The organism is Parafrankia elaeagni (assembly GCF_000374165.1).
GTDB classification, from domain to species: Bacteria; Actinomycetota; Actinomycetes; order Frankiales; family Frankiaceae; genus Parafrankia; species Parafrankia elaeagni.
Map to the genome: position 1 here is coordinate 1 of NZ_KB893757.1, position 21740 is coordinate 21740.

A 21740-nucleotide genomic window follows, 5' to 3' on the forward strand; every position below is an offset into this window, starting at 1 on the left:
CAGCGTCGGCGTCCACCTCCGCACGGCCCCTGGCGATCGTTCCCTTCGCGACGCCGGTCGCCCGCGCGACCGCAGCAATGCCCCCATACCCCCAGGAACGCGCCTCCGCCCCCAACGCCAGCCGCCGGTCCCGCTCGTTCAACCGAGGCAACAGCACCTCAAGCCGTGCGGCCATCGCCGCGAACTCCACCGACCGGTCAACCGCCACAGCCCGGACTCTATCCAGGCAATCACACAAGCCGATCACCAACCGAACAAGAAAATCAAATTATTTCATTACAGTTCCTAAGCAGCATCGGACTCTAGTGAGGTGAACTGAGACAATGAAGGGGTCGCGAGTCTCGCTTGTGTGGGGGTAGCATGCGGCATGTGTCCCGGCAGCGACGGCATGCAATGCTGACACCACGGCGTAGCGACGCCCGCCGTAACAGGGAGGCTATTCTTCAGGTGGCTGGTGTAGCGTTCACTGACTGCCCCAGGTCCGTTCCGCTGGACGAGATCGCGCGCCGGGCGGGACTCGCGAGGGCGACCGTGTACCGGCACTTCCCCGACCGGCACGCACTTGCAACCGCAGTCGCGGAGAAGAACCTCGAAGCGTTAAGGTGCGCAGTCGACGCGGCGACAGACGAGGGCCGCTCCTTCCGTGACCTGCTTCACTGGGTGCTGGCTACACAGACCTCCATGCGCCCGCTTGCCACTCTCATGCTGGAGCTACCCAGGCGGGACCAGCAACGGTTTGCTGACGAGGTGATCGGGATACTTGCGCCGCCGTTCCTGCACGCGCAGGTCGAAGGTCAGCTCCGTGACGACCTCAAGCCGGCAGATCTCACACTTATCATGCTGATGGTCAACGCCGCGGTTGAGGCCCTGCCGGTCGGGGATGAGCGTAAGCCGATCATGGATCGGCTTATCTTTGTCATTCTCGACGGCGTTTTCACCCGGTCCGAGGTCTAGTCCTCATGGTGGAGCGAACTGGAGGGCGAGCTCGCATGCCCGACAGCCGGATCCGCACACTGATCGTCGAAGCCGACCCGGTGACCGCCGATGCTTACAGCATCTACGTGGAGAAGCTTGCCGGCTTCACCGTCAGTGGGGTGGCGTACTCCGGCGCCCAATGCCTGAGACAGGTCGCGCACGACGGCCATGATCTTGTCGTCCTGGATCTCTACCTGCCTGACATGACGGGCTTCGACGTCTGCCGCAGGCTGCGGAGCCGTGGTGCCCGGCCGGACATCATCGCCGTCACCGCGGCCCGGGATCTGGCGACGGTACGAGCAGCCGTGGCCTATGGTGCCGTCCAGTACCTGGTGAAGCCGTTCGACTTCGCCGCCTTCCGCAGCAGGCTCGAGTCCTACGCCTCGTACCGCAACCATCTCGCACTGGAGCACACGGGTCTGATCGGCCAACGCGAGGTGGATGCCGCCCTGGCCGCGCTGCGGCCTGGCACAGCACCTTCGCCCGGGCGGCCCAGGGGCAGGTCGGTCAGCACTCTCGACGTGGTCGTCACCTACCTGCGGGCGGCACCCGTGCCCATGTCCGCAGACGAGGTCGCGGGCGCTGTCGGACTGTCCAGGGTGACGGCACGTCGCTACCTGGAGCGCTTGGCCGACCAGCGTCTGGTGGGCCGGACACAGCGATACGGACGGCCTGGCCGGCCCGAGCACCTGTACCGCTGGCTGGTACAGGTAGGTATCGGAACAAATTGAACATTATGACCTAAATCATGACATGTATACAACGCTGTGGAAGAGTTGCCAGGACGGGGTCAAGACCACGCTGGAGACCTGAGTGGATGAAGTGACTGCGCAGTCGTCGGACCGCGGCGCGAGGGACGTTCTCGTCACCGGTATGGGGTTCTGCCTGCCCGGCGAAGACCGCCCGGTGCTGACACCCAAGGAGGTATGGGACGTTGCGTCGAACGGGCGCTCCTGCCTGGTCCGGAACGGTATTTACCACGGCCGGGTGGACCTGGCACCGGAGATGTTCGAGGAGCGGCTGCCCGAGATTCCCAAGCTGTACTCCGAGCAGCTCACCAAATCGCACCGCTTCGGTCTGATCTCCTTCGTCGAGGCATGCTCGGATGCAAAGATAGATTTTCGGGCGGGGGATCTTCGTGACGCCGCGATCCTCACCGGGCGAGGCGGGCTCGACGACAACGTCGACCCCTACCGGGCCCTGTACGAGGCGGAACCCGAGAAGCTCTCCGCGGCTGCCGCGACCGCGTTGTTCATCCGTGCCCAGCTCGGAATCACGTCCTACGACGTCGCACTCCTGCAGGCGTCGATCGCCAGGTCGACGGGCCCGAGCTTCACGGTTTCCTGCGGCTGCTCGTCCTCCACCATCCAGCTCGGCAACGCGCTGCGCATGATCGCCTCCGGCGAGGTCGACATCGCGGTTGTCACGGGTGTCGATGCGTTCAGCATGGACCTGATGCGCAACGCGCAGCGGCTCCTGCTTGCCGCGACGCGCGGTGGCCCGCGGCCCGGCGCGGACACTCTGCCCGAAGCGCTGCCGTCGATGGACCGGCCGATGCGCCCGTATGACGTCCGCGCCGACTGTGTGAACTTCGGCGAGGGCTCGGTCACGGTGGTCCTGGAGAGCCGCAGGCATGCCGAGCAACGCGGGGCGCACGTCTACGGGAGCCTGCTTGCCCAGGCGACGACGCGTGACGGCCTGCCCAGCCCGCTGTCCTTGGACGACTCGGGAGCCTCGCTTGTCAGCGCGGTGCGGAAGTGTCTCGGGGACCGCTGGAGTATCGACCAGATCCCGTACATCAACGGCGGCAGTGACGGCGACGTCAACGTCACGAACACTGAGGCGAACGCCGTTCGTGAACTGTACGGGCCGGCCGTCCCGGCGGTTCTGCTCAGTTCGCAGGAGGCCTGCTTCGGCCACAGCGGGGCCCAGTCCGGAAACCTCGGCCTGGCGTTGACTCTCCTTATGATGGAGAAAGGGCTGGTGTGCCCTACCACGAACTGCGAAAAGCCGATTGACGGCCTGCCGTTCGACCCCATTCCGGGAACACAGCCGCGCGCGTTGCGCTTCGATCACGCGCTGAGCTTCACCTACCAGATCGGCGGGTTGAAGAGCGTGGTTCTGATGAGCTCCGCCAACGTTTCCTGACACCGCGAAGACCTGCCGATTCCGAACCGGTATCCCGGTCGGCTGTCTGGAGCACCGCGGCGCGCTGTCGAGGACGCCGCACAGCCGATTCCACCGTACAACGCAGAGAGGCACGGATCGAGCGAGAATGAGCACCTTTGCTGACCCCGGGCCGAATGGAACGGCAGCCGAGGCGGAGTCCCGCGGCGAGCGGGAGGACATAGCGATCGTGGGGATGGGATGTCGTCTGCCGGGCGGCGTGGGCTCGCCGGCCGCACTGTGGCGGCTGCTGGTCGACGAACGAGACGCGGTCGACGACCCGCCTGCGGGCCGGTGGCGCACTGATTCGTTCATCGACTCCGCACTGGCCACTGCGGGTCGGGCCGTTCCCCTCCAGGGCGGCTACCTCGAGGATGTGGCCGACTTCGACGCCGACTTCTTTGGTGTGTCCCACCGGGAGGCCGCCGTCCTCGACCCGCAGCACAGGCTGCTTCTGGAGGTCGCGTGGGAGGCGCTGGATCACGCGGGTCTCCCGGCCGACAGGCTCGAGGGCACGCCCACCGGCGTCTTCACCGGCCTGAGCTACACCGACTACATGGATCGTCTGGCCGGGCATCCGGACGAGCTCGAGGGCTCCGTTCTCACGAACGGGATCTGTGTCGCGGGCGGGCGGATCTCCTATCTGCTCGGCCTGCGCGGTCCCAGCATGTCGATCGACACCGCATGTTCGTCGTCGCTGGTCGCTGTGCATCTGGCCTGCCAGAGCCTGCAGGCCCGGGAGTGCACGGTGGCGCTTGCTGGTGGGGTGACCCTCATGCTGTGGCCCCGGGTGACCAAGTCCTTCGCCCGGATGGGAATGCTCTCGCCGACGAGTCGCTGCCATGCCTTCGACGCTGCCGCGGACGGGTTCGTCCGCGGGGAGGGATGCGGCGTTGTCGTTCTGAAGCGGCTCGCCGATGCCCTGCGCGACGGCGACCGGGTCCTGGCTGTGATCCGTGGATCTGCCGTGAACCAGGATGGCCGCACCGACGGATTGACCGTTCCTTCCGCGCAGGCCCAGTACGAGGTCGCGACCGCCGCACTGCGTCGCGCCCAGGTTGATCCGGCCGATGTCGGGTTGGTGGAGGCGCACGGCACTGGCACGAAGGTCGGCGATCCCATCGAGTTCGCCGCGCTGACCCGCGCGTACGGCACCGACGGCGCGCGCTGCGCTCTCGGCTCGGTGAAGACGAACCTGGGGCACCTGGAGCCCGCGGCAGGCGTCACTGGTCTCATCAAGGCGGTCCTCTGCCTGCAGCATGGCCAGGTACCGGGGAATCTGCACTTCACGAAGTGGAATCCGGCGATCAACGCCGAGGAGTCGCGGTTCTTCGTGCCCACCGGGTTGACCGACTGGCCCGGTGCCACGCAGACGCGGCTGGCCGCGGTCTCCTCGTTCGGGTTCTCCGGAACGAACGCTCACGTCGTGCTCGAGCATGCAGCGCCTGACATGAGCCGTTCGGGGATTCCGGCTGTGCGCACGCCGGAGCGGGCCGACGGGCACGAGGCCGAGCGGGTGGACGCCCCACGGACAGGCTCCGGTGTCCGCGGGGCGCGCGGCCCGGAGGTCGTTCTGGTTCCCGCCGGGTCGCCTGCGGTGCTGCCCGCGGCGGCGGCGCGGCTCGCGGACTGGCTGGAACGCGAAGGCGGTGCCGACACGACCACCACCGACGGCGGCGTGCCCGCCCGGAGCACCGATCTGCGGGACGTCGCCTACACCCTGGCGCGCAGACGGTCCCCCGGGAACGGCCGGCTCGCCGTCGTCGCGGCCTCATCCGAGGACCTGATCCGGGACCTGCGTGCGTACGCGGACGGCCGGCTGCTCCCGAACGTCGTCTCCGGCAGCGCGGCCCGGGGCGTGCGCCGCGGCGCGGTGTGGGTGTTCTCCGGCCAGGGATCACAGTGGGCCGGCATGGGGGCGGATCTGCTCGACGCCGAACCGGCGTTCGCCGCGGCGCTGGCCGAGGTGGACCCCCTCATCGCCGCCGAGGCCGGCTTCTCCGTGCTGGATGTGCTGCGCGGCCACAAGGCGGTCGCTGGCTGTGGCCGGGTGCAGCCCCTGCTGTTCGCCGTCCAGATCGGACTCGCCGCGCTGTGGCGCGACCACGGCGTCGAGCCTGCCGCGGTCATCGGCCACTCGATGGGGGAGGCAGCCGCGGCGGTCGTCGCCGGAGCACTGACCCTGGACGACGGGGTCCGGGTGATCTGCCGCCGATCCCGCCTGCTCACCCGGGTGGCCGGCCTCGGCGCGATGGCCACCGTCGGCCTCGACCGGGCCGCGGTCGAGGCGGAGCTCGCCGCGGCCGGTGCGACCGGCGAGGTCTCCGTCGCGGTCCTCGCGGCTCCCGGCTCCACCGTCGTCTCCGGGGCCGCGGACAGGATCAGGGATCTCGTCGCAGACTGGACCGCCCGCGGTCTGGCGGCCCACCCGATCGCGGTGGACGTCGCCTCACACTCGCCCCAGGTCGACACGCTGCTCCCGGACCTCGCCGCGGAACTGGCCGAGCTTCGCCCGCAGCCGGCCCAGGTCCGCTTCTACTCGACCGCGGCGGACGATCCACGCGACGCCCCCGGCCTCGATGCTGTCTACTGGTGCGCGAACCTGCGCCGCACCGTGCGTTTCAGCGACGCCGTCACCGCGGCCGCCGCCGACGGGCACCGCGTCTTCGTGGAGATCGCCCCGCATCCGGTCGTCGCCCGCTCGGTCACCGACATCCTCGCCGGGGGCGGGCGTGAACCGCTGGTTCTGCCCACGCTGCGCCGCGATGAGGACGGCCTGGTCGCCTTCCGCACCCACCTTGCGGCCGCGCACTGTGCGGGAGTGCCGGTGGACTGGTCGGTGCTCTACCCGACCGGCAACCTCGTGGACCTGCCAACGATCTTCTTCGACCGCTGGCGTCACTGGGCGGACGACACAGCTCCGGCGTCGACACCGGCGGCAGCTGACGGGCCTCTCGTGCCGACCGAGCTCGGTGACCCGGCGCGTGCGGACTCGCCCCTGCCCGGGGCCCACCTGGTAGTCCCCGGGGAGCCCCCGCGCCACGTCTGGCGGGCCGACACCGGAACCGCGGCCATTCCCTGGCTCGACGACCACCGCGTGCACGACCGGCCGGTCCTGCCCGGCGCCGCCTACTGCGCGCTGGCGCTCACCGCCGCCGCCGAGGCGTTCGGGGTGGGACCGACGCAGGTCCGGCTCACCGGCATCGCCTTCGAGGAGCTCCTGAACCTGAGTGAGCACATCGAGATCACCATGACGGTTGCGGTCACCGGCCCCGGCAGGGGAGAGTGCACCGTCCACGCCCGCGACGGGGACGGCGGCTGGGTCCGTCACATGTCAGCCAGCGTGGCACGCGCCGACGACCCGGCACCGGATGCCGGCGGCGGCCTGGCAGAGCTCGCCGCTGCCCACCTCCGACCGGTCGACCCCGCGGGCCTGTACGAGGCCCTGCGGGAGCGGGGCATCTACCATGGCCCCGCGTTCGCCGCCCTCACCGACCTGCACCTGTCCGAAGACGGTGGGAGCGTCTGGGCGGGCATCGAGATCCCGCCGGAGGCACGCTCCCCCGAGAACACGCTGAGCGTGCATCCCGTCCTGCTGGACGCCAGCGCGCAGGCGGTGCTGACCTGCCTGCCCGGCTTCGCCGCCGGCTCGGCGGACGGCGGCCTGATCCTGCCCGCCGGGACAGACAGCATCCGGATCCTCGGCGACCCGGCGACCGCGCGTTACTGCCACGCCCGCCTCGACACCGCGGGGACGGGCATCCTCACCGGTGAGGTCCGCCTCCTGGACCAGACAGGCGCGCTCGTCGTAGCCATCGACGGCATGCGTTTCGTCCAGCAGGGCAGCACACGCCAGTTCGACGGCCACGGGTCCGCGGGGACGTCCCACGCCTCCGACGGCTGGATCTACGGGCTCAGCTGGGAGCCGTCACCCGACCCGGAGCCGTCCCAGGAGTTGGCCCCGGTGGGCCGGTGGCTGCTGCTCGGCGCCGCGGACAGCTCCGTGGACGCACTCGGCGCGGCCCTGTCCGCCGCCGGGGCCGACGTCGACGTCCAGCCCCTGCCCGATCCCGACGACGCCCGGCGGGCATGGGCGACCTCCCTCACCCGGGGCGGCGGGAACTCCGCCGCCCGGCAGGTGGTCGTCGTCCTCGACGGTCCGACCGCCCCGCGAGAGCGTGGCGCCTCGACGCCGGATCCGGCGCGGGCGCAGCGAGAGACCATGATTGTGTTGGGTGTTGCCGCGGCGCTGGCCGAACTGCCCCGCAAGCCACCAGGCCTCAGTGTGGTGACCCGCGGAGCGCACGCTCTGTCGGGAAGCACGGCTCCTGATCTTGACCATGGTGGGATCCGCGGGCTGCTCCGCGTGCTCGCGCTGGAACATCCGGAGCTGCGCGCCGTTCACATCGACGCCGATCCCGGCCCGGATGTGGCGGCCGTCGCCGCCGAGCTCCTGGCCGGTAACCATCCCGGCCGTCCCGACGACGAGGTCGCGCTGCGCGCCGGCGTCCGCTTCGCAGCCCGCCTGACCCCCACCCCGGTGACCCCGTCCGAGCGCGTCGCCGCCGCCCGGCGCCCGGTGCGGTACGGCCACGACCGGTTCGCGCTGCAGGCGCCCGGCAACGGGAATCTCGACGACCTCCGGCTCGTCGCCACTGACCGGCGCCCACCCGGGCCGGGCGAGGTCGAGGTCCGGGTCCAGGCCGCTGGCCTGAACTTCCGGGATGTGCTCATCTGCCTGGGGGCGCTGCCGCGGACGCCGATCGGTTTCGAGTGCGCAGGCGTCGTCACCGCCGTCGGAGCGGACGTCACCGACCGGCGGCCCGGCGACGCCGTGCTCGCGGTGAACCTGGTCGACGGCGGTGCGTTCGGCTCGTTCCTGACCCTCGACGCGGGCCTGACAATGCCTGTGCCCGCCGGGCTCGATCCGGCGACCGCCGCGGGCATCCCGACCGGCTTTCTCACCGCCTGGTACGCGCTGCGGGACGTCGCCCGGCTGCGGGCCGGCGAGCGCGTGCTGATTCACTCGGGCACCGGCGGGACCGGCCTCGCCGCGATCGCCGTCGCTCGGCTGCTGGGAGCCGAGGTCCTCGCCACCGCCGGCACACCGGAGAAACGCGCCTACCTGCGGGGCATGGGCATCACCCAGGTCATGGACTCACGGTCGGTCGACTTCAGCGCGCAGACCCTGGCGGCAACCGGCGGGCAGGGTGTCGACGTCGTGCTCAACTCGCTGTCAGGGCCGGCGATCCGCGCGGGGATGGAGTGCCTGCGGCCCTTCGGACGTTTCGTCGAACTCGGGCTGCGCGACATCCTCGCGGACTCGGCACTCGGGCTGGCCCCGTTCCGGAACAGCATCACCTTCGCCGGGGTGAACCTGATCGAGCTCTACCGGCACCAGCCGGAGCGGGTCGCCCAGCTCCTGCGGGAGCTGACGGCAGCGTTTGCCGTCGGCGAGCTTGCACCTCTCCCCGTCACGACCTACCCGATCGGGGCCGCCACGGAAGCGTTCCGGCTCATGGCGGGCGCCGCCCACATCGGCAAGGTCGTACTCGACGTCCCCGACGTCGGGCAGACCGAGGCAGTGCTGCCCGACGGGCCGCCGTCGCCCGTCCACGCGGACGGCTCGTACATCGTCACCGGTGGCCTGCGCGGCGTCGGCCTGGAGACCGCCGCCTGGCTGGCCACGAACGGCGCGTCCCGGATCGTGCTCAACGGGCGGTCGGAGCCCGCCGAACCGGTCCGGGAACGCCTCGCCAAGCTGGCCGCGGGCGGCACGGACATCCAGGTGGTGCTCGGCGACATCGCCGAGCCCGGTGTGGCCGAGCGGCTCGTCGCCGCCGCCACCACCGGGGACGGCCGCCTGCGCGGTGTCGTCCACGCGGCGATGGTCCTGGACGACGCGACACTCACCATGGTCACCGCCGAACAGGTGCAGCGGGTCTGGCATCCGAAGACGCTCGGTGCATGGCGGCTGCACGAGGCCACGGTCGGCGTGGGCCTCGACTGGCTCGTGCTCTACTCGTCGATGGCCTCGCTGCTGGGCAACCCCGGTCAGGCCGCCTACGCCGCGGCGAACTCCTGGCTCGACGCCTTCGCCGACTGGCGGAGTGCGCGAGGGCTGGCAACCACGGTCGTCAACTGGGGGCCGTGGGCCGAGGTAGGCGCCGCCACCGACTTCGTTGACCGCGGGTACGCCATGATCCCGGTGGAGGCCGGACTCGCCGCGCTGGAGACGCTGCTCGTCCACCGGCGGCGGCGCGCGGGTGTGCTGCCCGGCGAGCCGGCCTCCTGGATCCCGGCCGCGGGTCGCTCCTCGCCGCTGTTCGCGCGCTTCGTCGACGAGGAACCCACCTCCTCCTGGATCGCGGGCGCGGGTACCACAGACAATGCGGATGCCGCGGGTATCACCGACGGGCCGGGTGGTGTCCTCGCCGGGCTCCGCTCGGTGGCTCCAGGCCTGCCGCGGCGTACGGCCTTCGAGGCATACCTGACCGAGCATCTCAGGGTCGTCCTCCGCTTGGGCCAGTCAGTGCTGGACCCGGACATACCGCTGCGGTCCCTCGGATTCGATTCCCTGCTGGCGCTCGAACTGCGGTCCCGCCTGGAGCCGGGCCTCGGTATCTCCCTGCCCGGCAACTTCATCTGGAAGTACGACACACTCGCGACCCTCGCCGCCGGGCTCGCCGACCACACGAACCTCCCTCTCGACGGCGGGGAGTGAGGTCCGCGGGCCGCCGATCTGGGGATTTTCTGACTGCCGGCTCTGGCGCACTTCCGGTAGCGCCGAAGGAGTACCCCGAGGATAAAGCTCGCACGAGGAGGGGAAGATGAATAGAAGCCAGATCGACGCTGCGGCGGTGGGCCACGGGCGGTGGACCCCGGGGTCGGGGTGACCACGGGCGGTGAGTCGGGCGGGTGTCGGACACTCCCCGCCTACGCCGAACGGTTCGTCCGCACAGTCCGGACCGAGTACTTATCGCGATGCGGGGTGTGGGAGTGCATTTCTACCCGGTTGCGTCCGCCGCGTTTGGCCTGGTAGAGCTCGACGTCGGCGAGCTCGACAAACACCGCCATGGTGTCACCGGGAGTGGGAGTGATCGCTGCGACCCCGATGCTCACGGTGACGATGCGGTCGGTGACCAGCGGATGTGGTTCCGCCAGCGCCGCGACAGCGGAACAGAGATGTCGGGCCAGGCGGACGGCGGTGTCGGAGTTGGTGTCCGGCATGACCACGGCGAACTCCTCGCCCCCGTAGCGGGCCGCCGTGTCGGTGCTACGGACGTTCTCGGCCAGGCAGGCGGCGACCCGCTGGAGGCACCGGTCGCCGGCGGTGTGTCCGAAGTGGTCGTTGTAGAGCTTGAAGTGGTCGATATCGATGATTGCCAGCGCGATGGGTGCGGCGTTGCATTGGGCTTCGTGCCATTCGGCGTCGAGGACTTCGTCGAGGCGTCGCCGGTTGGGTAGTCCGGTGAGCGAATCGGTGCGCGAGAGCTGTTCCAGCCGCCGGTTGGCGGCGGCGAGTTGCTGGGTCCGCTCGGCGACCTTGCGTTCCAGCGACGCGTACACCAGGGCGTTATCGAGCGAGGCCGCCAGTTGCCCGGCGATGAGCATGATCCCTTCGAGGCGTTCGGCGAAGAACGCGCCGCAGATCATCCGGTTCTCCAGCAGCAACATCGCCCGCAGCTCGCCCCGGATCATGATGGGTATAGCCAGTAGCGAGCAGCGGTTCAGGTCGGTGAAGTACGGGTCGTGGCGGAACCGGTCGTCGCGGGTGGGGTCGGCGACGACGACAGGCTCGCGGATGCGTTCGGCATACCGGACGACCGAGGCCGGCAGCATCCGCCGCCGGCCGGCCTCCGGCAGCGGGACCGTGCCGCCGCCGACGGATACCAGCCAGCCGCGGTCCTGCTGGTCACGTAGCAGGAAGTGAACGTCCGTGGCTCCGGTCATGGCTGACAGGATTCCCGCGACCCTGGTCCGGAGGCCGTCGAGGGTGGTCTCGGAGCTGAGCGTCTGGGAGGCCGCGATGATGCCGAGCAGGTCGATGGTGCCGGTTGTGACGGTGGAGCGGCGGGCAGAAGGCTCTGCTGATGGCTGGTCGGCCGGCTCCGCAGCCGTGGGCTCAACTCGTAGCTTCGGGTGGGCCCAGTCGAGCTGGCTGACCTTCGCCGTCGCGCCCCAGGCCAGGTACTGGCGGCGGGCCGCGGCCAGCAGCAGATGGCCGGTTTCCTCCATGCCGTGGGCCAGGTAGAACCGTGCGGCGCGTTCCAGGATCAGCGCCCGGTGCCACGGTCGCGCCCGTATGGATGCCTCTCGCTGTGCCACATCAAACGTGTACGCCGCCTCGCGGAAGTCGCTGGTGGTCCAGGCCCGCTCCGCCTCCACCAGGCGCAGTAGGTGCAGGAAGTTGGCCGGCGCGTCGGCTGCGCGCACGGTCAGCCATTCGATCGCCTCGTCCAGCTCGGCCAGCACCGCGCCACGCTGGCCCGCTTCCGCCGTGCGGGCCTGGCCCGCCAACGCCATGGCTCGCAGCAGGTACGCCACCGCCATCGGATAGAGCGCCTGGATAGACGGCAGCAACGGCATTGCAGCCGCGGTGTGTCGGACCAGCTCGCCCGGCTGATCGAGGATGGCTGCAGCGAGCGCCCGGGTAATGTGCAGGTGGGCAGCGGCGAACGGGTTGGCGGCCAGCCTGCCGAACTGGGCCTCCTCACCGGCCGCCGAGGTGACGACCTCGCCTCGCAGCACTCTCGCCAGCTGGCCATAGGCCCGGAACGTCTCCTCGGCGTTACCGTTGCTGGTGCGTCTGGTGAACGCCAGGGCCTCGTCGATCTCAGCAACGAACGCATCAAGCAGTGGTGCGCAGTCCAGGATGGTGGACATCAGTACGTAGTGGGTCCAGCACGCGTTCTGTAGGTCACCTCCCTGGAGCAGGCCCTCCAGCGCGCGGCGCGCCGCAGCCAGGTTGTCCTCGAGCGGGTCGAACCAGTGGCAGGTACCGGCTGCATACAGGAACCACACCTGCCACACGTCAGGCTCATAGCCGCGCGCCTGACAGACCGCGAGGATCCGCCGCATCACGCGCCACCCGGTGCGGTAGTCCCGTCTGCGGACGACGGTCACAAAGGCGATGTGGCCGGCCGGGCCGAGCAAGGTGGGATCCGGGCCGTGCCGTGCCCATATCTCCAGCGTCGTCACGGTCAGCCAGGCCAGCATCTTCTGGTCGGAGAAGTACGCCGGGGGCATGAGCCGGTTGATGATCCTGGCGGTGTCGAGTTGCGAACGGTCGGTGATTCGCGGTCGCCGTAGATCGTCGGATTCGCTGGTCTGGTCGATCCACTGGTAGAGCGCGTCGAGTCTGCGGTCGATCTCCGCGTCGAGGTGGTCCTGATCCGGGACGGCGAGGCCGAGCTGTCGCAGCTGGTCGAGGCCAAGCCGCATCGCCTCGGCGGCGCGGCCCTGGCTGGTGAGGCTGCTGACCTGAACCAGGGTCGCCGCCGTGCGCTGCGCCGGATCGGTGCACAGCCGGCCGATGGTCTGGTACTCCTCGTCGGTCTCCTCAAGCCGCCCGAGCATGTACAGGGCCGCGTGCCGGCCGGTGTGGACGTCGATCAACTGGTCGGTGTCCGCCGGGTCGACGAGCCTCAACGCCGCGGTCAGGAACCTCTCCACCAAGGGGTGGTTACTCAGCAGCTTCGCCTCGTCGGCAGAGCGCCGGAAGAGACCGGCCACCAGTCGCCGTTCCTCGGGGGCGTGTACGGCGTCGACCACGAGCAGGTACTGCGCCGCCGCCACGGCGAACAGCTCGGGTCGGTCGGCCAGAGCCCGGGCCAGGCACAGTCGCATGGCGCGTTCGGCCTGCGGGGTGAGGCCGCTCAGGACGGACTCCTGGGCCTTGTCGTGACGAAAGCGCACGCTCTGCCGGCCGTCGGATTCCAGCACGAGAAGCCCGTCGGTGAACGCGGGGGCGAGCCGCCGCTCGATCTCATCCGCCGCAAGCCCGGCGGCGGCCTCCAAGAGGTCGAGTTCCACTCGGCCGGCCAGGCACGCCATCATGGCCAGCATCTCTCTGGCGGCCGGCGACAACACGGCCACGCGGGCACGCAGCAGCCCGGTCACGTCCACGCAGTCCAGTCGGCGGCGCAGCATGGCCTGCTCCCATTGCCAACCATCGTCTCCGAGGGCCAACACGCCATCATGGCGCAGCGAGTTGAGTAGCTCCACCGTGTCGTACGGATTGCCCGCGGTCGACGGCGCGATCAGCCGTGCGAGCTCCGCGCCGCGCTCTGGGGACAGGCGCAGTAGGTCGGCGACCATGGCCGTCTGGTCTGCTGGCGGCAGACTACCCAACCGCAGGTGCTGCGGCCCGGCCGGTTGGCGGCTCCAGCGGGCGAGCATCGGCGCCAGCGGGTGGGTGGCGTCCACCTCCCTCTCCCGGTACGCGCCGACCAGCAACAGTCCCTCGATCTGTTCCTCGCCGCCGAGGATCAGGTCGAGGAAGCCCAGCGGCGTCCGCCCGGCCCACTGCAGGTCGTCGACGAAGAACACCACCGCACGTTCCCGGGAGGCGACGGCGCGTAGTGTCTCCGTTGCGACGCGCTGTGCTCGCACCTGTGCAGTCATCGGGTCCCCGAGCGCCGGGGGGACCCTTAGCAGTGCCGCCAGCTCCGGTACGACGGCGGCGGCCAGGCCGGCGTTGGGTCCCAACGCCCGCAGGAGCCGCTCCCGCACCTCGACCAGACAGGCCTCCGGTTCGGCCAGCAGCAGCCGACCCAGCGCCCGCAGCGCCTGGCGGACTGCGTCGTACTCCTGGTCCCGGCGGTACTGGTCGAACTTGCCCGCCACGAACCAGCCGTCGCCACCGGCCACGATCGGCCGCAGCGCGTTGACCAGGGACGTCTTGCCCACCCCCGGCGGGCCGCTGACGAGGACCCCATGGCAGCGGCCCGCCAGCGCGTCGGCGAACGCCGAGCCCAGCTCGGCGATCTCCTCGTCGCGGCCGGCCAGCCGGGACGGCGTCAGCGGCCGCGCCGGAAGATCGTGCTCGCCGGGACGCACCACCGCGGCGCCGCGGTGGACCAGCGCGAGATCGTGCGCCAGCCCGTCCGCGCTCTGGTAGCGATCGTCCGGCTCCTTCTCCAGCAGATGCAGGATGATCCGCGACATGTCGACCGGCAGCGACGGGTTCACCGCCGCCGGCGGTGCCGGCACTCGCGTGAGATGGTCGTGAACGGTCCGCAGGGGGTCGCCCGCGCCGAACGGTGGTGTGCCGGTCGCCAGCTCGTAGAGGGTGGCCCCGAGCGCGTACAGGTCGGCCCGCTGGTCGATGGGGCTGCCCGTCCGGCCGGTCTGCTCCGGCGCCAGGTACGGCACCGTCCCGACGATCTCGTTGTGGTGGAGGAACCCCGGCTCGACCTCCGCGCAGTTCGTAGCCAACGCGAAGTCGATCAGGTGCGGCACGCCGCGATCCCCGCCCAATACGATGTTCGCCGGGCTGATGTCCCGATGCACCACACCCCGCCGGTGCATCGCCGCCACGGTGCGCGCGAGCGATCCGGCCAGATCGGCCAGCTCGGCCGGATCCAGTGGCATGGTCCGCCCGGACAGCGCCGCACCGCCGACGTCGGCCAGCAGGATCGACCCCGGGCAGGTCGACACACCGTCCGCCAGTTGCACGACCCCCCCAACCCCGGCCAGACGCTCGAGGACCTCAACCTCATGACGCAACCGCCGCTGCGAGCCAGGTCCCAGCGGCTCCTTCCGGATCACACTCCCAGCCGGGAACACCAGCCGAGTCACCCGGGTCTGCTCCGTCTCACGCAGCAGCTCCGTCCGCACCACCACCGCCGGCGGATCCCGGCTCGGTGGCGTTCGCTGAGATCTCATCCGCCAACCCCCACACCGAGCAACACGCAGCTCACTCCCAGCCTGCCCAGATCACGATGACGGCAACAGGCGGAGTGCCGAAGTCGGGCTTTGCAGTCGCACGCCGACGACAGCGAACCGCGAACCGCGAACCCATAATGGGCCCCGAAACGGTCATACACATCCATATCGCACCATCACTACCCCCAGGAGGGGGACCCACTGGCAGGGCAGCGCGAGACGACTGGGGTAATACCGCTTTCGAGGTTAGATATCCGCTCCACACCGCACGAGACTTGCGGTTCGCGGCTACTGGCGCGGTGTGGCTAGCCAGCGTGGTCCCGGCCGCGCTGCTGCTGCGTCGCCGCCCGCCGAGCTGGCCGGCGTCCGCGAGTAGGCCAGCCGGCGCGGGCATGATCCCTCGCTGGGGCCGCCTCCGGTCAGATCCAGCCGCGGACGCGGGCGAGCTGGACGGCCTCGTGCCGGTTGACCGCGCCCAGCTTGGCGACCGCCGATGACAGGTAGTTGCGCACGGTGCCCCGCGACAGCGACACCCGTGCCGCGATCTCCTCCACCGGCGCGCCGCCAGCGGCCAGCTCCAGCACCTCCGCCTCGCGCGGCGTCAGCGGGCTGTCCCCGGCCGCGATCGCCTCGGCCGCCAGCTCCGGGTCCACGTACCGGCCGCCGCCGTGCACCACCCGCACCACGTCGGCGAGCACCTGCACGGACACGGTCTTGGGCAGGAAGCCGCGCGCTCCGGCGGCGAGCGCCCGCCTGAGATAGCCGGGCCGCCCGTGGCTGGTCACGATCACGTTGGCGCACGCGGGCAGGTCGGCGCGCAGCGCCTGGGCGACGGCAATGCCGTCCAGGCCGGGCATCTGCAGGTCGAGCAGCGCGACGTCGGGGCGGTGGAGCCGGGCCGTCGCCAGCGCCTCCGGCCCGGATGCCGCCTGCGCGACCACCGTGATGTCGTCCTCCATGGACAGCAGCACCGCCAGCGCGCCGCGGATGAGGTTCTCGTCATCGGCGAGCAGCACCCTGATCATGAGCCTGCTTCCAGCATGATGGCCGCGCCCCGCGCGGGCGGCGGTGTCCCGGCCGGGGCCGTGCCGTGCGTGGCGTCGGCGGGGACCGGGAGCCGCGCCTCCAGGACGAAGGAGCCACCCGGTTCCCGGGCCACGGTGAGAACGCCGCCCAGGCCGGCGAGCCGCTCGTCGAGGCCGGCCAGGCCGCTGCCCGCCCCGGGAGCAGGGGGTGAGCCGCCTGGCCTGGTGGCGCCCGCCGGGACTGGCGGAACGCCGTCGTTGGTGATCCGCAGCACCGCGGTGCGCGCGTGACCGGGGCCGTCTCGTACCTCGAGGTCGATGGCGCAGGTGGTGGCCTCGCTGTGATGGATCACGTTGGTGGTCGCTTCCCGGACGACCCAGCCCAGCGCGGCCTGCGCGGAGGGAGGCAGGGCCTGTTCACGGCCGCCCCGGCTGGCCGCGCCGGTGACCTGGCAGGCCACGCCGGCCGAGCGCAACAGCGACTGGGCGCCCGCGAGCTCCGCGCCGAGGTCGGCCCGGCGGTAGCCGTCGACCACGGCGCGCATCTCGCGCAGCGACTCGTGGGCCACCTGACGGACATCCAGCATCCGGTTCACCGCTTCGGCGTCGCCGCGGCCGGCCAGGCGCGCGGCGAGTTCGCTCTGGACCGCCATCAGTGAGAGGTTGTGGCCGAGGACGTCGTGCAGGTCCCGGGCGAACCGCAGCCGCTCCTCCGCCACGGCCAGGCTGGCGTGGGCCGCCCGCGAGCGGTCGATCTCCCACACCACACCGAGCATCCACGTCGAGACCCGGTAGGTGAGCGCCACCAGCACCACTGTGTACGCGTAGAACATGGCCGCCTCGACCGCCGCCGTTCCCGGCGCGTTCCCGGGCCCCGTCGTTCCGGCCGCCGCGGCCGCAACCAGCCCGCCGGCGCCGGCGGCGCCCAGCGCCACGCAGCCAAGCAGCGCCGGCGTCCGCAGCAACGGCGCTACCGCTCCGGTCAGCGCGCCGCCAGCGATCATCGCCACGGTGAGTGTGATGGGGACGCCACCGCCGCCGGGGTCGGCGGCGAACCCGGGGACGGCGGCGCCCACCACTGCCATCACGATCGCGCCCGCCGCAGCCCCGGCAACCAGCCGAGCCGGCGGACGAGGTCCGCCCAGGTGGGCCGCGAGCCCGGCGCGCAGCAGCGCGACACAGGCCACGGCATGCAGCGCGGACACCGCCAGCAGCCCGGCGGCCGGCGGCCCCCAGGCGCCCGACCGGGAGTTGACCGCGAGCAGCGCCAGGCCTGGCTCGGTGGTGGAGAACAGGTAGAGCGGCCACCGGACCATGGCGTCCATGCGCTCGGCGCTGCTCCGCTCCCGCCACCACCACCACCACCTCCGGGTCATGGGGTCCACAGTGGCATGGCCACGGCGCGCCGGGACGGTTCAGCGCGATCTTCCCGCGTCCCGGCGCGCCGCTCGGTCACTGGCGCGGTTCCCAGCGGAACCACCGCCGTGCCGCGCAGCCGGCCGCGCCCGCCCACACCACCAGTACCAGGATCGGCACCGCCGCCACGCCGAACGAACCGGCGAAGTCCACGACGCGCCCGTCGGTCGTGGTTCCGGTCAGGCCAAGTCGCATCAGGTCGACCACCGGGGAGAGCGGCAGCACCCGGGCGGCGGACTCCCATGGCGCGGCCAGCTCGTCGAGCGGGACGAACAGCCCGCACAGCGCCAGCGGCACCAGCAGCACCGGCATGGTCGTCACCTGCGCCAGCTCGACACTGGGGGTCACGGCAGTGCTGAGCGCGGCCAGCAGCACGAACACGACCGTGCCGAGCCCGATGGCGGCCAGCACGAGCAGCGGGTTCACCGGCGCGGCCAGGTCGAACAGCGTGGCCGTGGCCACGGCCGTCACCGCGATCTGCGCCCAGGCCACCGCGACGGCGGGCGCCGCCGTCGCGGCAAGGATTTCCAGGTCGCCGGCCTCACCGGCTCGCAGCCGCTTGAGCACCAGGTCCTCGCGCCGGGCGACCAGCGTGGTGACGAGGTTGTAGTACACAGCGGCCAGGAGAACGATCGCCGTCAGCGCGGTGAGCGCGGCCGCGCCGAGCCCGGCGAACCGGCCGTCCCCGTCCGAGGCCGACATCATCAGCGGAAGCAGGCTCACCGGAGTCCCGAGCGCGATGAGCAGCGCCACGACGTTACGCCGGAGCAGCACCGCCTCGGCCTTCCCCAGCGACCTGATCCGCCGCGCCGCGCCGGCGCTGACCAGTCCTGACAGCGGACGCGCCAGCCCGGCTCCGCCGCTCACGCCGACATCCTGTCCGGTCGCCGCGCCCGCGTCACCCGCGTCACCCGCGCCGGCCGGGCTGGCCGCGCCGCCCGGTCTGGCCGGCCGAACTCACGGATCTCGTCGGACCGGGCCACGGCGAGAAAGGCCTCCTCCAGCGACGCGGACCGGGCGTTGAGGTTGTGCAGGCGTATCCCATGCCGGTCTGCCCAGGCCAGCAGCACCGCGAGCGTCTGCTGGAGGTCCGCGGTGGTCAGCAGGACGGCGCAGCCGCCCCCTCCGCCGCCACTGCCACCGTCGCCGCCACCATCGCCGTCGCCCCCGCCGCTCCCGTCGCCCCCCTTGCCTCCCTTGCCTCCCTTGCCTTTCCGGCGACCGAGCCACGCCTCGGCCGGGTGCAGCTGTGTGCCGGGCAGTTCCGGAAGCTCGACGGGGAGTTCGGCGTCCAGCTCGAACGAGACGCGGGCGGGTTGCGACGCGACCACCTCGGCCGGCGTCCCGGTGCGCACGACCCGGCCCCGATGCATGATCGCCAGATGGTTCGCCAGCACTTCGGCCTCCTCGAGGTAATGGGTGGTGAGCACGACCGTGGTTCCCGCCGCGAGCAGGTTTCCGATCCCGTCCCAGGTCGCGCGGCGGCTCTCCGGGTCCAGACCGGTTGTCGGCTCGTCGAGGAACAGCACTTCGGGCCGGCCGAGGACGGCCATGGCGAGGTCGAGCCTGCGCCGCTCGCCGCCGGACAGCTGCCGGATGCGAACCGTCGCCCGTTCCTGGACGCCGGCCAGTTCGAGCGCCTCGGCGACCGGGCGCGGTGACGTCAGCGTGCCGGCCCACGCCAGGGCCGCCTCCCTGACCGTCAGGTCGGCGGGAAACGCCCCCGCCTGGAGCATGATGCCGATCCTGGGCCGCACCAGGCGCCGGTCCCGGAACGGGTCGTGCCCGAGCACCCTGACGGTGCCGGCGCTCGGCCTGGCCAGGCCCTCGAGGACCTCCAGGGTGGACGTCTTGCCGGCGCCGTTGGTCCCGAGCAACGCGAACAGCTCGCCTCGACGTACCAAGAACTCCACCCCCTGGACCGCGTCGTAGCCGCGTCCTCCCACCTGGCCATAGCGGCGCCAGAGATCCGTGACGGTGATGACACTGGTGTCTTCGTCCATGGCATTCAGCATCCGGCGCCATCGGCGTCACGAACGGTGACGTCCTCACCGGATTCGGTGAGGCGCGCACGGTTCACCCATGACATACGTCAGCGACTGTCAGGGGCGCCTTTCGCGGGGCGCCGCCGCGAGACGTCCCGGACGTGGGCCGCTGCCCTTGCCGGGTGTCCAGAACATCCGTTGTCATGTGTAACCAAGGGGTGGTACCCATCGTGCTGATACACGCCCGAGGGGTCTGTTGCATTGGGGGATGGCAGGGCATGGTTGACCCTGTCGATCGTGTGATCAGATGGCGAGGGTGAGCTCGGTGAACGCGGCTGTCAGTCGTGTGTGCGGGTCGGTGTCGATCCCGAGTTCGTAGTGGCCGCGGCAGATGTTCTGGACGAATGCATGCCCTGCGCTGATCGTCTGGACGGAGCGCAGCCGTTTCAGTCCGCGCATCGGGCGGAGCCGGGCTTTGAGTCTGCTGTGGTCGGATTCGATTCGGTTGTTCTCCCGCGCGGCGTCGACGTGGCAGGCCTTGGGGAGCAACTCGTCGAGGAGCCGCGGGTAAACGGCGGCCTTGTCGGTGGTGACCTCGACGGGCCGGCGCCCGTGGGACAGCGCCTGGGCGAAGAAGCGGCGGGCCGCGGCCTGGTCGCGTCGTTCGCTGGCAAGGACGTCGATGACCTGCCCGTACTGGTCAACCGCCCGGTACAGGTACGTCCACCGTCCGGCGACCTTGACATAGGTCTCGTCGACGAACCACCTGTCCCCAGGGCTGTGCCGACACGGCCGCGCGGCGTCGACGAGCAAGGGCGTGAAGCGTTGGACCCACCGGTGCACAGTTACGTGATCAATGTCGAGGCCGCGTTCGGCCAGAAGTTCCTCGACGTCCCGGTACGACAGGGCGAACCGTAGGTACCAGCGGACCGCCAGCATGATCACCTCAGGTGGGAACCGGAACCCGACGAACTCCGACGTCGGAACCGGTGGACGGACACGACGTCGACGCATCCTTCGATCATGACTGACCCGTGGTCGAGATGGCGGACTTCGCCGATGCAACAGTGCCGCTCGGGCACCGCCACGTCAGCATGACCAAGGACCGGTACTACGGCCGTCAGGTCGCCGAGACCGGCGCAGCAGCAATACTGGAAATTCTGGACAGCTGAAACGTCAGGTCGGCACCGGTATATATCTAGTTTGCCGACGCCGTCCCGATGACACCGATCGCGCTACACTGCGCCCATGACGCTCTCGCCGTTTGCGGGTCTGCAGATAGTCGAACCCTCCCAGGGGTCGACTTGGCCAGTTTCCGTGCTGCGACGCACCGATGGCCTTGTCGCCGGGCTCGTACCTGGCGGATTCGATTCCTATCTGCGCATCCTCAACCCGTTTTACGACCACAGATCGCCCGTGGTCCGATGGCGCGATGTCGCGGAAGATGTTGGACGGAAGTTCGATGCCGAAACAAGCTATACCGACCTAATCGGTCCGACCCAGGTATCGGCGCAGCTGTACGGCGCCCCCATCAGAGGAAGCCTGAGCGAGAACGACACCGCCCTACTCGCATCTGTCCTCGACTCGCACACTGCCGACCCGAACGACTGTCTTTTCGCTGTGTGGGACGGATATGGCTGGTTCAACGTGGCCGCAGCGGATGCCGGCGGACCGCAACGGCTCGTCGGGCCATATCTCCCTTATCTGCTGTTCGCTGGCCACCTGGCGGCTGCCACATCGGTCCGCGCCGGGACCTACTTCCAGTCGCCCACCCTGTGGTGGCCAGCGGAGAGGACATGGTGCGTCGCGACCGACCCGGATACGTATTCCACCTACATCGGAGGAAACGGAGATCTAATCCGTCATCTGGAATCCGAAAGCAGCCTGGAAAACATCCGCGTGCAATTAACAGACGCGAGCTGCAGAGGACCTTACCCGCCGAGGCAGCCCAGATGAAATAGCGATTTCCTGAAACACCCCGCACCCACGCGGTCGTTTCCTGTGGAAATCAGGTCAATTGGCGCGCCAACCTGGACGGTTCGCGTCCAGCCATGCTTCGACATCGGTCCGACGCCAGAGCCGCAGTCGCGGGTGGTCGATCAGGGGATCGGGGAAGCCTTTTCGGCTGGCCACCGCTGTGGCATAGCTCCGGCTGACGCGCTCCCGGCGGGCGGTGCCCGCGCCGAGCAGCGAGCGAAGGCCGTCGATGTCGACCAAGGTGCGGAGTTCCGCGCGGCTGATCATCTCGTCATCGCTCTGCCCGGACACTCAACTGACGCTAGAA

Annotated in this window: 13 protein-coding genes and 1 pseudogene; 6 read left to right on the forward strand and 8 right to left on the reverse strand. The window is 70.5% G+C overall.

The genetic code is table 11. The annotated features are described in order from the left end of the window. Positions 1–175: pseudogene (locus tag B207_RS35540) on the reverse strand (ISAzo13 family transposase); the annotation flags it as partial. Positions 176–393: 218 nt separating this feature from the next. Here B207_RS35540 and B207_RS0125280 point away from each other — a divergent pair. From B207_RS0125280 to B207_RS0125295, 4 genes are all read left to right on the forward strand, one after another. Then, a complete protein-coding gene (locus tag B207_RS0125280; protein ID WP_035742259.1) occupies positions 394–954 on the forward strand; it encodes a TetR/AcrR family transcriptional regulator in 561 nt (186 codons plus the stop codon). A 35-nt stretch (positions 955–989) separates the two neighbouring features. Further along, entirely contained in the window at positions 990–1706 is a 717-nt protein-coding gene (locus B207_RS0125285; RefSeq protein WP_018639464.1) for a response regulator, read from the forward strand. Positions 1707–1797: 91 nt separating this feature from the next. After that, positions 1798–3123, forward strand: coding sequence for a beta-ketoacyl-[acyl-carrier-protein] synthase family protein (locus tag B207_RS0125290; RefSeq protein ID WP_018639465.1), 1326 nt, complete (start codon positions 1798–1800; stop codon positions 3121–3123). Between the two features lie 127 nt (positions 3124–3250). Further along, on the forward strand, positions 3251–9865 hold the full coding sequence (locus B207_RS0125295; protein ID WP_026311434.1) for a type I polyketide synthase: 6615 nt from the start codon (positions 3251–3253) through the stop codon (positions 9863–9865). 212 nt (positions 9866–10077) lie between these two features. On the opposite strand, the gene B207_RS35545 is transcribed toward B207_RS0125295, so the two are convergent. From B207_RS35545 to B207_RS0125325, 6 genes are all read right to left on the reverse strand, one after another. Then, positions 10078–15030, reverse strand: a complete 4953-nt coding sequence (locus B207_RS35545) for a diguanylate cyclase (RefSeq protein ID WP_084692322.1) — start codon at positions 15028–15030, stop codon at positions 10078–10080. Between the two features lie 419 nt (positions 15031–15449). Further along, a complete protein-coding gene (locus B207_RS0125305; RefSeq protein WP_018639467.1) occupies positions 15450–16055 on the reverse strand; it encodes a response regulator transcription factor in 606 nt (201 codons plus the stop codon). Then, entirely contained in the window at positions 16052–17431 is a 1380-nt protein-coding gene (locus tag B207_RS0125310) for a sensor histidine kinase (protein WP_230205215.1), read from the reverse strand. Before B207_RS0125310 ends, B207_RS0125305 begins: the two co-directional genes overlap by 4 nt. Before the next feature lie 76 nt (positions 17432–17507). Continuing rightward, positions 17508–18338: an ABC transporter permease gene (locus B207_RS0125315; RefSeq protein ID WP_018639469.1), complete on the reverse strand. Its 831-nt coding sequence runs from the start codon at positions 18336–18338 to the stop codon at positions 17508–17510. Next, on the reverse strand, positions 18335–19486 hold the full coding sequence (locus B207_RS0125320; RefSeq protein ID WP_018639470.1) for an ABC transporter ATP-binding protein: 1152 nt from the start codon (positions 19484–19486) through the stop codon (positions 18335–18337). Before B207_RS0125320 ends, B207_RS0125315 begins: the two co-directional genes overlap by 4 nt. A 273-nt stretch (positions 19487–19759) precedes the next feature. Further along, positions 19760–20470 (reverse strand): IS6 family transposase, encoded by a 711-nt coding sequence (locus B207_RS0125325; RefSeq protein ID WP_018639471.1) that lies wholly within the window; start codon positions 20468–20470, stop codon positions 19760–19762. Between the two features lie 20 nt (positions 20471–20490). Here B207_RS0125325 and B207_RS40120 point away from each other — a divergent pair, with 20 nt between their 5' ends. Then, complete coding sequence (locus B207_RS40120) at positions 20491–20628, forward strand: hypothetical protein (protein ID WP_018639472.1); 138 nt, start codon at positions 20491–20493, stop codon at positions 20626–20628. 76 nt (positions 20629–20704) lie between these two features. Beyond that, positions 20705–21412: a hypothetical protein gene (locus B207_RS40125; protein WP_154675616.1), complete on the forward strand. Its 708-nt coding sequence runs from the start codon at positions 20705–20707 to the stop codon at positions 21410–21412. A gap of 57 nt (positions 21413–21469) precedes the next feature. Here B207_RS40125 and B207_RS0125335 read toward each other — a convergent pair whose 3' ends face one another. Then, positions 21470–21724 (reverse strand): hypothetical protein, encoded by a 255-nt coding sequence (locus B207_RS0125335; protein WP_018639473.1) that lies wholly within the window; start codon positions 21722–21724, stop codon positions 21470–21472. Between the last annotated feature and the right edge of the window lie 16 nt (positions 21725–21740).